Consider the following 13,442-nt stretch of genomic DNA (forward strand, 5'->3'; position numbering starts at 1 on the left):
GCCGGGGTGATCTCGATGTTTAGTGGCAGGGATCTGGCGGAAGCCGCGGGACTTGCTGGCGCAAAGAGCCTCGCGCCGAAGATCGCGGCTATCGGTGCCGTGCTTGTTCTCGCGACTGCGGTGATCCTGGCGCCATTCGGTGCCGGAAGCAACCAGGTGAACGCTGCCTGCCCACCCGGCGTACCTGGAGGCGCTGACGACCCGCCCGTACGCGGCTCGTTACGTGCCGTCCAGATCTCCTACGCGAAGATCATCGACGAAGTTGCGCTCAAGCGAGGTCTCCCGGGCCAGGCGACTCTGGTCGCGTTGATGACCGCGCTGCAAGAGTCGCAACTCCAGAACCTCACCTACGGTGACCGGGACTCCGTCGGCCTCTTTCAGCAGCGACCGTCGGCAGGGTGGGGGACCGTGCAGGAAATCCTCGACCCCGTCTACGCGGCCAACGCCTTCTTCGGCGGACCGGAGCCACCAAGTCCACCTGGCCTCGTGGAGATCAAGGGCTGGGAGACGATGCCCTACACGGTGGCCGCGCAGGCGGTTCAGGTCTCAGCGTTCCCTGATGCCTATGCCCGGCAGGAGAACACAGCTCGGCTGATCGCCGAGGAAGCCGGTGTCGACCTCAACAGGCCGGGGGACCCGTATGCGGGATCGGGCCGGCCGCCGGGAGGCGGCTCGCCATCGCCAGGCACTCAAGTTGGCGATCAGTGCGGAGGAGGTTTGGTCGACGGCAAGCCGATCGCTGGAAAGTGGCCAGCCGAGGAGCAAAGCGTGCCGGATCCGACCGGGACCGGGGGCCTGCTGACACCACGCATGGCCGCCTGGGTCCAGGCTGCGAGAACGGCTCTGCAGAATCCGAGCATGTCGTGCTGGGACGCTCATGTGTGGAACCCGACAAGTGACCACCCCAAGGGCAGGGCCTGCGACGTCTTCGTCGGGGGCGACGCCCGCAAGTCACCCGCCCAGCGAGCCAAAGGCGATGGGTACGCGAACTGGACGATCAGTACGGCGGGGAAGACCGGCGTGCGGTATGTGATCTGGTACGGAAAGATCTGGAGTGCCCGAACTGGCCAATGGCGGGCGTATAACGGAGGTGGTGTCTACAATCCGACGGACGCGACCGGCGGTCACTACGACCACGTTCATGTGTCGGTGTACTGAGGCGACCAGCAAGCGTGGTGAGTTGGGGAGAATGCGACAAGTGATGCTGAACTGGGAGTCGTCGAGCTGGCCGGAGGTATCAAGTGAACGGCCCTGATGATCGCGACCGACCTGGGTCGTTCTCACCTGACGACTGGGAGTCGGCCGCACAACCCGGGCAGCCAGGTCCTGCACCGAACGCACCGGATGGCGTTCCAGGCTCCTTTGGATCCGGTGATCCTGCTCCTGCCGGCGGACAACCGCCGCGGGCCTTCGCGTTCTCCACGCACTCCGCTGCTGAACTGCTACTGGGCATCCCGTGGGCTATTTGGAGCTTCGCTGTCGTTTCTACCGTTTCGTCGTGGATCTTCGACGGATTTGCCGTCGTGCTCATCGTTACGCTGTGGGTTCTGTCCGGCCTGCTCATAGTGGTGCCTGCCACTGAGACGTACGTCGCCAGGTACTTGTGTCGACTGCGGTGGCCGACGATGCTCGAACAGCAGAAGCTCGACGTCGCGTGGCGGGCAGTGTGCGCACGTGCCGGTGTCGATCCCAACTACCACAAGCTGTGGGTCGAGGAGTCTGACAGCGTCAACGGAATCTCTGTCGCGGGCCGGTCCGTCGCTGTGACTAGGTGGGCACTGAACAATCTTCCCCCGCGCCAACTGCAAGCTGTGCTGGCTCACGAGCTGGGGCATCACAGAGGCGGTCATCCGTGGGCAACGCTGGTGGTGTTCTGGTACGCACAACCTGCGCGTTTGATGGTGGCAGCGTTCCAAACTCTGGTGCGGCTCAGTGCTCAGATTCCCGCAGTGGGATGTCTCATCGTGGCCTTCTTTCTCTTCTTCATCATCGGCCTCGCTTTTCAATCGATGGTTTGGGGCTCGAGCGGAGGTGGATGGGGTTGGACGCTCTACGCGATCGTGCCGTTCGTGGTTCCGATCCCTCTGGCTTGGATCAGCAGGCGTTCAGAACTGATCGCTGATCGAGTTGCGGCAGACCTCGGTTACGCGCGGGAGACCATCGCCTTCTTCTACGATCTGCAGTCGCAGGGCGAGGACGTCGTGAGGCGCGCAGCCGGATGGCGCGGCGCACTCTATGCGACGCATCCGCCGATCGCGGATCGCATTCGGGCGCTCGAGATCTATGTGCAAGGCACGGGATTATGAACAAGAGACGCGACCAGTTCAAGTCGCTCAAGGACCGCCTGGCAGCAATCGCGGCCGCAGTCGGCGGACAGACACCGCCACCGCCAACGCCTTCGACAGGACCCAGGCGCAGCCTGCAGCCGTGGGAAAAGATCCGTGGATCGCATGCTGCCCTGGCCAGGCAACTCGACGAGTTGGCGCGCTCTGCTGATTTCGGCGACGTTGATCGCGCCCGGATTGCGCACGTCATCGATCGATCGATGACGGACCAGGAGGAACTCGAACGGCTGACCCGTGCCATCGAGCGCGACAACAGCGCAGCGCTTGTGCATCCTTCGCAGCAGCGGAATCTGCCGGGACGGAGGTTCGCCCGGCACAATCTCCTCGCCGGCCAGGTTCGACTCGGCGAGGTCGTTGCCGACCATCGCAGCGACTTCGAGATCACCGGCGACTTCGGCATCGATCTGGATGTGCTGCGAACGTCCCTTCTGGTCATCGGGCCACCTGGGTCAGGCAAGACCCGTGGCATGGCGACGCCCATCGTCGAACACCTCTCACTTGCGGCCTTGACTGGCAAGGCGAGCATGGTCGTTATTGATCCGAAGTCGACGGATTTCGCCTACGAGGGTTGGTTCGATGTCACGATCGATCCGCTGAACCCGAGTTGCGGGTTCAGCTTGTTTGGGGGGTCGCGGACAGCCGATGTCGCTGCCGACAGGTTGGCTAGCGCACTCCTGCCGCCACGGGTGAGTGACGACAAGGCATACTTCATCGACGCGTCGAAAAATGCCCTGTACGCGTGTCTCGCCCCTTTCGAGGCGGCGTATCAACGGTGGCCAACCGTACCGGAACTGCTCGGACTTCTCCGGGCCGATCAAGCCTCGATGGACCGAGTGAAGGAACGGTTGAAGGGTCCGGGAGCCAAGGAGTTAAAGGCTCTGCTGGACAGCCGGAAGGTACAGACTCAACGCTCCGCGGATCCGGCGGCCAGCTTGGTCGAGCGGTTTGCGCTACTTGATCGTCCAGCGCTCCGGAACCTCTTCGATCATCCGGGCCCAATGTTCCAGATGCGAGACCTGAACCGTCCGGTGCGGGTGCGGGTCGCGTTGCCGGAAGCCGAGTACCCCGACGCGTCGCGGATCCTCGCCCGGCTGGTGGTTTCGCAGTTCGTCCAGATCACCTCGTCCAGCGAAACCGACAGATCGATCTTCAAGGGGCTGGTCATCGACGAGGCGGGCCGGTTCGTCGATGACTACGTCGCCAGAGGTGTGCAGAAGTTGCGCTCGAACAACGCGGGCCTGGTGCTGTTGTCGCAAACGATGTCGGACTTCCCGCCGGAGGTTCGTGCGACCGTGTTCGGGTCGACGGGATGCAAAGCCGTGTTCGGCGGCATCGATCCCGCGGACGCAGACGTGTTCTCCCGCTGGTTCGGGGACCAGTACGTCACCGAGACGACCATCAGTCGAAGCGCGACCACCGGAGTTCAGTACAACGAGTTCGGATCGATGGGCGGGCGGTCTGAGAGCCGCAGCTCTGGCTACAGCGCGCGACGCGTCGAGCGTGCACGCTGGACAGTGTCGGACATCGTCACCGGCGTGCCCGCCGGCCACGCGTTGGTGTCGCTGGCTCGCTCGAACGGTGTTCGCGTCGGCCCTGTCCTGGTCAATCTGCGAGGGTAGAGCAGGCCGCGGCACACGGAGCTCGATCCGTTGAATGCGCCGCGGCCTCATCGACATCATTGGTGTTGCTGCACCTCCGCCGACCCTGACGATGATACCCGGACGAGGATGCACGGCGGTCTGACCGGCGCACGGGGCGATTGTGCGTTGGTACCCTGTGGAGGAAAGACAGAAGTACCACACGGTGCTTTCGTTCACTTGTGATCGATTCGCCGCGTGGTTGTTGCTGCAGCCTTGGCGATCGTTCACCTGTCCGCAGGAGCTCGATCCACATGTCTGTTGCCAACACCCGTCGTACACGCACTTCTTTTGAGAAGAAAGTTGAGCGCTGGAATGCCAATTTGGTTGCGTTGACCTCGTTGATGGGGAGTCTGATTGGTCTGCTTCGGCGGGTCGCTCAGGTTGTTCTGATCGTGGTTGCCGTAGCTGGGGTGTTCTGTCCGGGGCTTTTGCCGCTCGTGGCTGCGATGTCTGCTCTGCTGTTGCAGGTTCGGCGTTCGTAAGTGCGGGGCATGACAGCTCGACCCTTGTGGTCGGGCTGTTGTGTTTAGGGGCGAGACGTTTGAGGGCGGCGGGGGCTTGGGGAGCGGAACGGGCAGGTTCGGGTTCGGGGCGGGGGCAGCGGGCTGTTGGCGCAGGTGTTGTCTGGTGTGGTTCGGATGCTCGCTGGGGCTCGGTGGAGGTGAAGGGTTTTCCCTTGCACGGTGCGATTCTGGTGACGATCCGCTTCCCAGTGGGTGCTGTGCGGAACTAGGGTTCGACGGACCGTAGTGGTTGCGTTACGCAACCTGGACGTGGGAGGGAAACGGATGAGGAAACGCCGTAAGGCGCTCGTGGCCGTCACCGCAGGACTGGCCACTGTCTCGCTCGGGTTGTCGTTCACCAGCGCCGCGGGGGCAGCGCCGGAAGCAGCGACGGCTAACCCGAACGGGCTGAAGCTGATCAAGACCAAGACGTCGCTGCTCGGCAAGCACTATTGGTACCAGCAGACCTTCAAGGGGCTGCCGGTCATCGACGGGTACTACGCCAAGCACGTGGCCAAGGACGGCGCGGTGCAGATCGCGGACGGCCGGGACGCCGTACCGGCGAACCTGGACGTCAGCGCGGCTGTCGCGTCGGCGCCCGCCACCCAGACCGCCAACGCCGCGGTCACCGCGCGCGCGAACCGTGCCCGGATCGCCGGGCCGAACAAGAACCTCGTGCCGCAGCCGGCCGCGACCAGCGGCGCCGCGCAGCTCGCGGTGGTCGGCGGACCGAACGCGCGCCTGGTCTGGAACGTCACCAGCCGCTCGGCCGAGGGCGTCAGCCGCTCGCTCGTCGACGCGGACACCGGAACCGTCGTCGAGTCGAAGGTGATCAGCGACAACGTCGATGGCCGCGGCTCGGTGTTCGACCCGAACCCTGTGGTCAGCGAGCAGAACGAGAAGCTGACCGACCAGAACGACAAGAACCAGGACGCGTTGTTCCTGGCGCAGAAGAACGTCATCCTGCGCAACCTGGACGGCTCCGGCAAGCTCAACGGCCCCTACGTCAACATCGCCGAGGCCAAGGGCGGCCTGGCCCAGAGCAAGAACAACACCTTCGTCTACCAGCGCCAGAACGACAAGTTCGAGCAGGTGATGGTCTACTACCACATCAACCAGACGCAGGAGTACATCCACCAGTTGGGGTTCACCGAGGTCAACAACGAGTCGCAGGACTTCTCGGTCAACACGTTCTCCGGGGACAACTCGTTCTACGACCCGTCGACGGACGTCATCACGGTCGGCGAGGGCGGTGTCGACGACGCCGAGGACGCCGAGGTGATCTGGCACGAGTACGGGCACGCGATCCAGGACGACGTGGTCCCGGGCTTCGGTGAGTCGGAGGAGGCCGGCGCGATCGGCGAGGGCTTCGGCGACTACTGGGCCGTGACGATGTCGGTGCCGGTCAGCAAGGGCTTCGAGCTGCCGTGCGTGATGGACTGGGACGCCACGTCGTACACGACGGACGAGCCGCACTGCCTGCGCCGTACGGACACCGGCAAGACGATCGACGACAAGACCGGTGAGGTGCACGACGACGGCGAGATCTGGTCGAACGCGCTGTGGGACATCCACAAGGCGCTCGGCCGGACGAAGGCGAACAAGCTGATCCTCGAGGCGACGTTCTTCTACGACCCCGACACGTCGTTCGCCGCCGCGGCCCAGGACACCGTCCAGGCTGCCCGGCTGCTCTACGGAAAGCCGGTGGCCGCCCAGGTCACGAAGGCCTTCCAGGACCGCAAGATCCTCCCGTAACCAACACCAGGTTGTGCGCCCACGACTACTGTGGGCGCATGACCTGGAGTACGGCGGACATTCCCGACCTGACCGGACGACTCGCGCTCGTGACGGGTGCTACCAGCGGACTCGGGTACGAGACCGCGCTCGAACTACTCAGGCACGGCGCCGACGTGCTGGTCGCCGCGCGGAACCCGGAGAAAGCCGCGCAGGCGGCGGAAACCCTGACGCAGAAGGCCGGACGAGCGCCGACGGTTCTCGAGCTGGACCTGGCCGATCTGGCCAGTGTCCAGCGGGCGGCCGAGGAGGTCGTCAAGTCGTACGACAGGCTGGATCTGCTGATCAACAACGCCGGCGTGATGGCGCCGCCGTACCGGCAGACGCTCGACGGGTTCGAGTTGCAGCTTGGCACCAACCATCTGGGTCACTTCGCGCTGACCGGCCGGCTGCTTCCACTGTTGCTCAAAGGCAGCCGGGTGGTGACGGTCAGCTCGTTCATGCACAAGACCGTGCGTGGCATCAGCGAGGACGACCTGCGCCGGCCGGCGGGCAGCTACCGGAAGTGGGAGGCGTACGGGAAGTCGAAGCTCGCCAACCTGCTCTTCACGCTGGAGCTGGACCGTCGCGTCCGCGCCGCCGGGGTCGATCTGCTGAGCGTGGGAGCGCATCCCGGGTATGCGTCGACCCACTTGCAGGCAGCTGGTCCTGAGCTCGCCGGGCGTGCCCTCCAGGCGCGGTTGTGGGGCGCCGCGACGCGTGCGGTCGCACAGTCCGCGGCGGCCGGCGCCTGGCCGAGTCTGTACGCCGCGACGTACCCGGATCTGCGTCCTGGATCGTTCGTCGGCCCGAGCTTCTTCGAGTACCGCGGTACGCCGAAGGTCGTGCTGCCGACCCGCACCGCGCAGGACCCTGAGCTGGGGGAGCGTCTGTGGGCTTGGTCGGTCGAGGCGACTGGGGTCGATCCAGCACTCACCGTGCCGAAGTAGTGACATAGCGGCAACTTTCTGGTTACCCTCCGGTAATTCCAGTTGCCGGAGGTCCTTCAGTGCGTAAGTTCGCTGCCGCCCTAGCAGTAGTCCTGGCCCTGATTGCCATGACCCTCATCGCGAGGGGTCCGCGGGCAGATGCGAGTCAGACCGCGCCAGGTTTCAGTACGTCGTACCAGCGCATCCCCGGCGCCGGCGGAATCGGGATCGGCGCCGTCGTACTGACGCCGACCGGCCAGGGCGACGGCCCGTTCCCGCTCGTGGTCATGCCGTCGAGCTGGGGTGTGCCGAACGTCGAGTACGTCGGTCAGGGCGCGAAGCTGGCCACGGCCGGGTTCCAGGTGATCTCGTACTCGAGCCGCGGCTTCTGGGACACCGGCGGCGGCATCGACATCGCCGGCCCGCCGACCGTCGCCGACGTCAGCAAGGTGATCGACTGGGCGGACGAGCACACGCCCGCGGACGCCAGCCGGGTCGCCGCGGTGGGGATCTCGTACGGCGCCGGTACGTCGCTGCTCGCCGCGGCGAAGGACCCGCGGATCAAGGCAGTCGGCGCCATGAGCGGCTGGGCGGATCTCATCCGGTCGCTGGATCCGAACGACACGGTCGCGCTCCAGGCCGTCGCGGGTCTGCTTGCCCTGGGCAACGTCACCGGACGGCCGGGGCCGGAGATGGCGTCGCTGCAGACGAAGTTCGTCACCGGGGACTTCGACGGTGCGATCGCGGAGGCGAAGCAGTTGTCGCCGGTTCGCTCGGCCGCGACGATGGTAGACCAAATCAACGCGCGGAAACCGGCGGTGTTCCTCGCGAACGCGTTCGAGGACTCGATCTTCCCGCCGGCGCAGTACACGGACTTCTTCACCGCGTTGACCGGCCCGAAGCGGCTGCTGCTGGCGCATGGTGATCACGCCACGCCGGATGCGAGCGGGGCAATTGGTCTACCAAATGAGACGTGGGACGAGTTGGCCGGCTGGTTGCGGCATTACCTCACCGGCGCGGACAACGGCGCCGATGCGGAAGCGCCGGTGCAGCTGAAGTCGCAGCGCGGCGTGTGGCGCGGGTATGCCAACTGGGCGGCGGTCGGCCAGGAGCGTACGTCGTACCTGACGAAGGCGGGTGCGCTGCAGGGGAACGCGTCGACCGGGTGGAGCCGGGCGATCGGCGCCGGTATACCAACCGTCGCCGACAGTGGGGTCGCGCTCGTCTCGGGCGCTCTGCAGGGGCTGCTGTCGATCCCGACCGGAGTCGCGACGCCGTTGGTGAGCAGGACGTTCGCGGGCGTCTGGTCCGGTCCGGCGTTCGATCGAGCGACCGTGGTCAACGGGTCGCCGAAGATGCACCTCACCGTGAAGCCGTCGGCGGCGAGTACGTCGCTGTTCGCCTACCTGTACGACGTCGACGCGCTCGGCGTCGGCTCGTTGATCTCGCACAAGCCGTACACGTTGCGCGGGGCGACGCCGGGCAAGGCGGTCCCGCTCGACGTCCGGTTGGAGGCGACGAGCTGGGAGGTGCCGGCCGGGCATCATCTCGTGCTGGTGGTGGACACGGTCGATCCGCGGTACCTCGGGCGGAGCGTGATCGGGTCGACAGTGACGTTCAGTTCGCCGGCGGGCGATCCGTCGTGGGTCAGCGTTCCGGTGGCGGCGTGAACCTCAGCCGCCGGGGATTCCTCGGCTTCACCGCTGCCCTCGTCCCGATCCACCAGGCCGCAACCCGCGAGGCGCCGGAACGCGAAAGCCCGGACCCCGCGGGAACCGGCGGCCAGGGAGCACGCGGCGAGGCCGGCGGCACGTTGTACCTCGGCACGTACGGCGACGGCATCGGTATCGCGACGTACGACGCCGACGGAATGATCACCAAGACCGGGACGATCGCTGGTATACCGGACCCGTCGTTCGTGATCCGGGACGGCAACTTCCTGTACGCCGTGAACGAGCAGGACGCCGGCGCGGTGACGGCGATCGACATCTCCGCGACACCGAAGGTCCTGAATCGCCAACCCAACAAGGGATCCGGGCCGTGCCACCTGGCCAAGGTCGGCGACCACCTGCTCAGTGCGAACTACGGATCCGGTGACGTCGCGGTCCACCCGATCGCGGCAGATGGGAGCCTTGGGCAACAAACCGATCTGGTCAAGCACGAAGGGTCCGCGCCGCACGCGCACCAGGTGGTGCAGGCCGGCGAGTACGTGCTGGCCGTTGACCTCGGCACCGACTCGATCTACACCTACACGCTGGCCGCCGGGAAGCTGACGCTGCAGCATCAGGCGAAGGTCAAGACCGGTGCCGGCCCGCGGCATTTGGTATTCCATCCGTCGGGCAAGTACGCCTACGTCGCCGATGAGCTCGACAGCACCGTGACGATCTGCGGCTACGACAACGGCGTACTCACGGTGCTCGACGCGGTCCCGACCGGTGCGGGGGAGAACTACCCGGGCGAGGTGGTCATCTCTGCCGACGGGCGCTTCGTCTACGTGACGAACCGCGGCCACAACAGCGTCTCCATCTTCCGCACCAACGAGGCGGGCCTCGAGCTGGTCGGTACGCCGAGCTGCGGAGGGGACTGGCCGCGTCATGCCGCGTTCGACCCGACCGGCCGCCTGCTGTTCGTCGCCAACCAGAAGTCGAACGACGTCGTGACGTTTTCGGTAGACCAAACCGCCGGCACGCTGACGCAGATCGCTGACTTCAGCACGCCGACCCCGGTCTGCGTCAATGTTTGATCATGCGCGAGCTCTTGCGCTTTTGTGGTGAGAGCGTTGTCATGGGATCGCCTTTCTCCGCCCCGAAAGGACGACGCCCGTGCTCAGAATCCTCACCGCAGCAGCCCTCGTGGCCTCAGCCGTCCTGGTCCCGACGGCTCAGGCAACACCCGACTGGCACGTTGGTACACCGCCCCTCACCACCCCGTGGACCGACGACGTCTCGCCCGCGAACGCGCTCCCGGAGTACCCACGCCCGCAGCTGACCCGCCCGGAATGGCGCAACCTCAACGGCCTCTGGCAATGGGCGCCCGCCGCTGTCGACGAGCAGCCTCCGTTCGGACGCACGCTCAATGAGAAGGTGCTCGTCCCGTACCCGATCGAGTCGGCTCTGTCCGGTCTGCAGAAGCACGAGGACCGCATGTGGTACCGCCGTACCTTCCAGGTCCCCGACAACTGGAAGGGCAAGCGGCTCGTGCTGCACTTCGGTGCGGTCGACTACGACGCGAAGGTCTGGGTGAACGGTCGCCAGGTCGCCACGCACCGCGGAGGGTACGACGGCTTCGACGTCGATGTCACCAACGCCCTGCACACGAAGGGCCCGCAGGAGCTGATCGTCTGGGCGGAGGACCTCACCGACGAGACCTACCAGCCGATCGGCAAGCAGCGTGAGGTCGGCGACCACGGCATCTTCTACCAGGGCAGTTCCGGCATCTGGCGGACCGTCTGGATGGAGCCGGTGAACGTCGCCTCGATCAGCCGCCTCCAGATCACGCCGGACCTGGCGAACCAGACCTTCAAGGTCACCGCAGAGACCTCCGGACCGGCGAACCTCGACGTCGAGGTCACGGCGTACGACGGACGCCGGCAGGTCGGCCAGGTGAAAGGCAAGGCGGACGCTGAACTCCGACTGAAGATCCCGAACCCGAAGCCATGGTCGCCTGACAATCCGTTCCTGTACGACCTCAAGGTCAAGCTCTTCGACCGCGGCAAAATGGTAGACCAAATCGGTTCGTACGCCGGGATGCGCTCGGTCGGACTGCAGAAAGGGGCCGACGGCAAGCTTCGGATGGCGCTGAACGGGAAGATCCTGTTCAACTTGTCGACGCTCGACCAGGGCTTCTGGCCGGACGGACTGAACACGGCGCCGACCGACGCGGCGCTCCGCTTCGACCTCGATCAGCACAAGCGGCTCGGCTTCAACACCGTCCGCAAGCACATCAAGGTCGAGCCGGACCGCTGGTACTACTGGGCCGACAAACTCGGCCTGATGGTGTGGCAGGACATGCCGGCGTCGAAGACCGATGCGATGCCCGAGCCGTGGCGCACCCAGTTCAAGTCCGAGTTGCACGAGATGGTCGAGGAACACAAGAGCTTCACCTCGATCACCGTCTGGGTGCCGTTCAACGAGGGCTGGGGCGAGTGGGACCGGACCGAGACCGGCGCGATCGCCGACTCGGTCAAGGCACAGGATCCGTCCCGCCTGGTCAACGCCCACAGCGGCGTGAACTGCTGCAACTCGCACGGAGACTCCGGCCGCGGCGACCTCCTCGACTATCACGCGTACCTCGGCCCGGCGACCACCGCGCCGACGAGCGACCGTGCGGCGGTCGACGGCGAGCACGGCGGGTTCGGCCTGAAGGTGCCCGACCACATGTGGTTCGGCGACGGGTCGGCGTACGAGATGGAGCCGGACTCGGCGACTCTCACCCGCAGGTACGTCGAGAACCAGACCGATGTGCTCAGATCCGCCCAGCAGTGCGGGATCAGCGGCTCGGTCTACACCCAGATCACCGACGTCGAGGGGGAGCTGAACGGCTTCTTCACCTACGACCGCCGGGTGCCGAAGATGGACTTCGCCCAAGTGCGGACGATCAACAAACAGATTGTCGACAATGCGAACGGAACCGGCACCGGCGCCCCGGACCCCGGCCCGGGCACGCCCGGCGTCGACGGCATCCACTTCTACCCGCTGGACGGATCCGGAGAAGATGCCGTCGGCAACAACGACGCGACGCTGCAAGGCGGCGCGGTCTACGGTCCGGGCAAGATCGGCCAAGGCCTCGCGCTGAACGGAGCCGGTCAGTACGCCGATACCGGCGCGGCGCTGCTCGACACCAGCAAGAACTACACGGCCAGCGCCTGGGTGAAGCTGAACAAGGCCGACGGCTCGTTCCAGACGTTCGTCAGCCAGGACGGCGATCGCGACAGCGCCTTCTTCCTGCAGTACTCCGGCCAGGACCAGCGGTTCGCGATGAGCTTCCCGGGCATCCGGGCCCTGTCGCCGACCAAGCCGAACCCGGGGCAGTGGTACCACGTCACCGGCGTACGCGACGTGGTGAAAGGTGAGCTGCGGCTGTACGTCGACGGTCAGCCCGTCGCCGCGAAGTCCGCCTGCACGTTGGATTCCAGCTCGACCGGCAACACGGTGATCGGCCGGGCGAAGTTCGGCGGCAACCCGGTCGACTTCCTGGACGGGACGATCGACCAGGTGCACCTCTACGACCGAGCCCTGACCGACGCGGAGGTGCAGTCCCTGTACGAATCCGGCCGGTAAGAGTTCGAGATGCGCAGAAGCCGCCGAGCCCTGATCCTGGTAGGTAACCGACCTGCGGAGGTGAGTGCGATGGCTGCACCCAGCCAGGTGCTCGCACCCCGCACCACGGGCCGGTTCCGGCCGCCGCGGTTCGGGCTCGGCGGCTCGCACCTCGGCGACCCAGGAGCTGACCCAGGAGACGAGACCCGAGACGAGATCGCGGTCGCGACGATCGACGCGGCGTACCAGGCCGGTATCAGGTTCTTCGACACGTCCCCGGCGTACGGCGAGTCCGAGCGACGACTCGGTACGGCGCTGAAGCGGCGGCCACGTGGTGAGTTCCTGGTGTCGACGAAGGTGGTCGGCGACGACCCGGAGGACTCGGTCCGGGCGAGCAGCGAGCGGCTCGGTCTCGCGGTGGATCTGGTGTTCGCGCAGGACGACGCGGCGTACCCGGTGCTCGACCGGCTGCGGCGCGACGGCGTGATCAAGGCACTCGGAGCGGTGTCGGACGACTGGCGTGAGCTCGATCGGCTGGTGCGGGACGTGGAGCTGGACTGCGTGCTGCTCACCGCGCAGTACGAGCTCCTCGACCAGTCGGCCAAGCCACTGCTGGATCGTTGCGTCGCGCGCGGAGTGTCCGCGGTCGTGTCCGGCGTACTCACGCCACAGGTGCTGCACATGGAGACCGTCCAGGCGCGCCGGCTCTCGGCGGTGTGCGAGCGGTACGGCGTCTCGTTGCCGCAGGCCGCGCTCGCCTTTCCCAGCAGGCATTCCGCGGTGACCTCGGTGCTGATCGCGGCGTCGTCGCCCGCGGAGATCCGGGCCGATGCGGCGCTCGTCCGGCAGCCGGTGCCGGAGCGGCTCTGGAAGGATCCGGAGTTGCTGCGTTTGCTATCTTGAAAGCAGGAGTCGGTGTTCCAGCGGGCTCCCCGGACGAGCGGCGCCGTACCCGGTCTGAGAAGACGGCGCCTTGCCCCTCAAGGAGGGGGTC

General features: G+C 66.2%; 10 protein-coding genes and 1 riboswitch. All 10 genes read left to right on the forward strand.

Annotated features, from left to right (window positions below):
- The first annotated feature begins 6 nt into the window (after window positions 1–6).
- The 10 genes from OHB24_RS26420 (at window position 7) to OHB24_RS26465 (ending at window position 13,351) form a co-directional block, all read left to right on the forward strand.
- Window positions 7–1,158, forward strand: coding sequence for a hypothetical protein (locus OHB24_RS26420; RefSeq protein ID WP_442913922.1), 1,152 nt, complete (start codon window positions 7–9; stop codon window positions 1,156–1,158).
- 467 nt (window positions 1,159–1,625) lie between these two features.
- Entirely contained in the window at window positions 1,626–2,306 is a 681-nt protein-coding gene (locus OHB24_RS26425; RefSeq protein WP_327633536.1) for a M48 family metalloprotease, read from the forward strand.
- Window positions 2,303–3,964 (forward strand): type IV secretory system conjugative DNA transfer family protein, encoded by a 1,662-nt coding sequence (locus OHB24_RS26430; RefSeq protein WP_327633537.1) that lies wholly within the window; start codon window positions 2,303–2,305, stop codon window positions 3,962–3,964. The genes OHB24_RS26425 and OHB24_RS26430 overlap by 4 nt, the downstream gene beginning before the upstream one ends.
- A 272-nt stretch (window positions 3,965–4,236) precedes the next feature.
- Complete coding sequence (locus OHB24_RS26435; RefSeq protein WP_327633538.1) at window positions 4,237–4,467, forward strand: hypothetical protein; 231 nt, start codon at window positions 4,237–4,239, stop codon at window positions 4,465–4,467.
- A gap of 306 nt (window positions 4,468–4,773) precedes the next feature.
- A complete protein-coding gene (locus tag OHB24_RS26440) occupies window positions 4,774–6,243 on the forward strand; it encodes a M36 family metallopeptidase (RefSeq protein ID WP_327633539.1) in 1,470 nt (489 codons plus the stop codon).
- Window positions 6,244–6,281: 38 nt separating this feature from the next.
- Window positions 6,282–7,211 carry an oxidoreductase gene (locus OHB24_RS26445; protein WP_327633540.1) on the forward strand — a complete coding sequence of 310 codons (930 nt, stop codon included), beginning with the start codon at window positions 6,282–6,284 and terminating at the stop codon, window positions 7,209–7,211.
- A gap of 59 nt (window positions 7,212–7,270) precedes the next feature.
- The gene (locus OHB24_RS26450; protein ID WP_327633541.1) at window positions 7,271–8,860 is read left to right on the forward strand and encodes a CocE/NonD family hydrolase; all 1,590 of its coding nucleotides are present in this window, start codon (window positions 7,271–7,273) and stop codon (window positions 8,858–8,860) included.
- Window positions 8,833–9,933 carry a lactonase family protein gene (locus OHB24_RS26455; RefSeq protein ID WP_327633542.1) on the forward strand — a complete coding sequence of 367 codons (1,101 nt, stop codon included), beginning with the start codon at window positions 8,833–8,835 and terminating at the stop codon, window positions 9,931–9,933. Before OHB24_RS26450 ends, OHB24_RS26455 begins: the two co-directional genes overlap by 28 nt.
- 79 nt (window positions 9,934–10,012) lie before the next feature.
- Window positions 10,013–12,469: a LamG-like jellyroll fold domain-containing protein gene (locus OHB24_RS26460; RefSeq protein ID WP_327633543.1), complete on the forward strand. Its 2,457-nt coding sequence runs from the start codon at window positions 10,013–10,015 to the stop codon at window positions 12,467–12,469.
- 69 nt (window positions 12,470–12,538) lie between these two features.
- Window positions 12,539–13,351, forward strand: a complete 813-nt coding sequence (locus OHB24_RS26465) for an aldo/keto reductase (protein WP_327633544.1) — start codon at window positions 12,539–12,541, stop codon at window positions 13,349–13,351.
- 9 nt (window positions 13,352–13,360) lie between these two features.
- Window positions 13,361–13,423, forward strand: a riboswitch (guanidine-III (ykkC-III) riboswitch).
- Window positions 13,424–13,442 lie beyond the last annotated feature (19 nt).

Source organism: Kribbella sp. NBC_00482 (assembly GCF_036013725.1).
In the GTDB taxonomy this organism is placed as follows: Bacteria; Actinomycetota; Actinomycetes; order Propionibacteriales; family Kribbellaceae; genus Kribbella.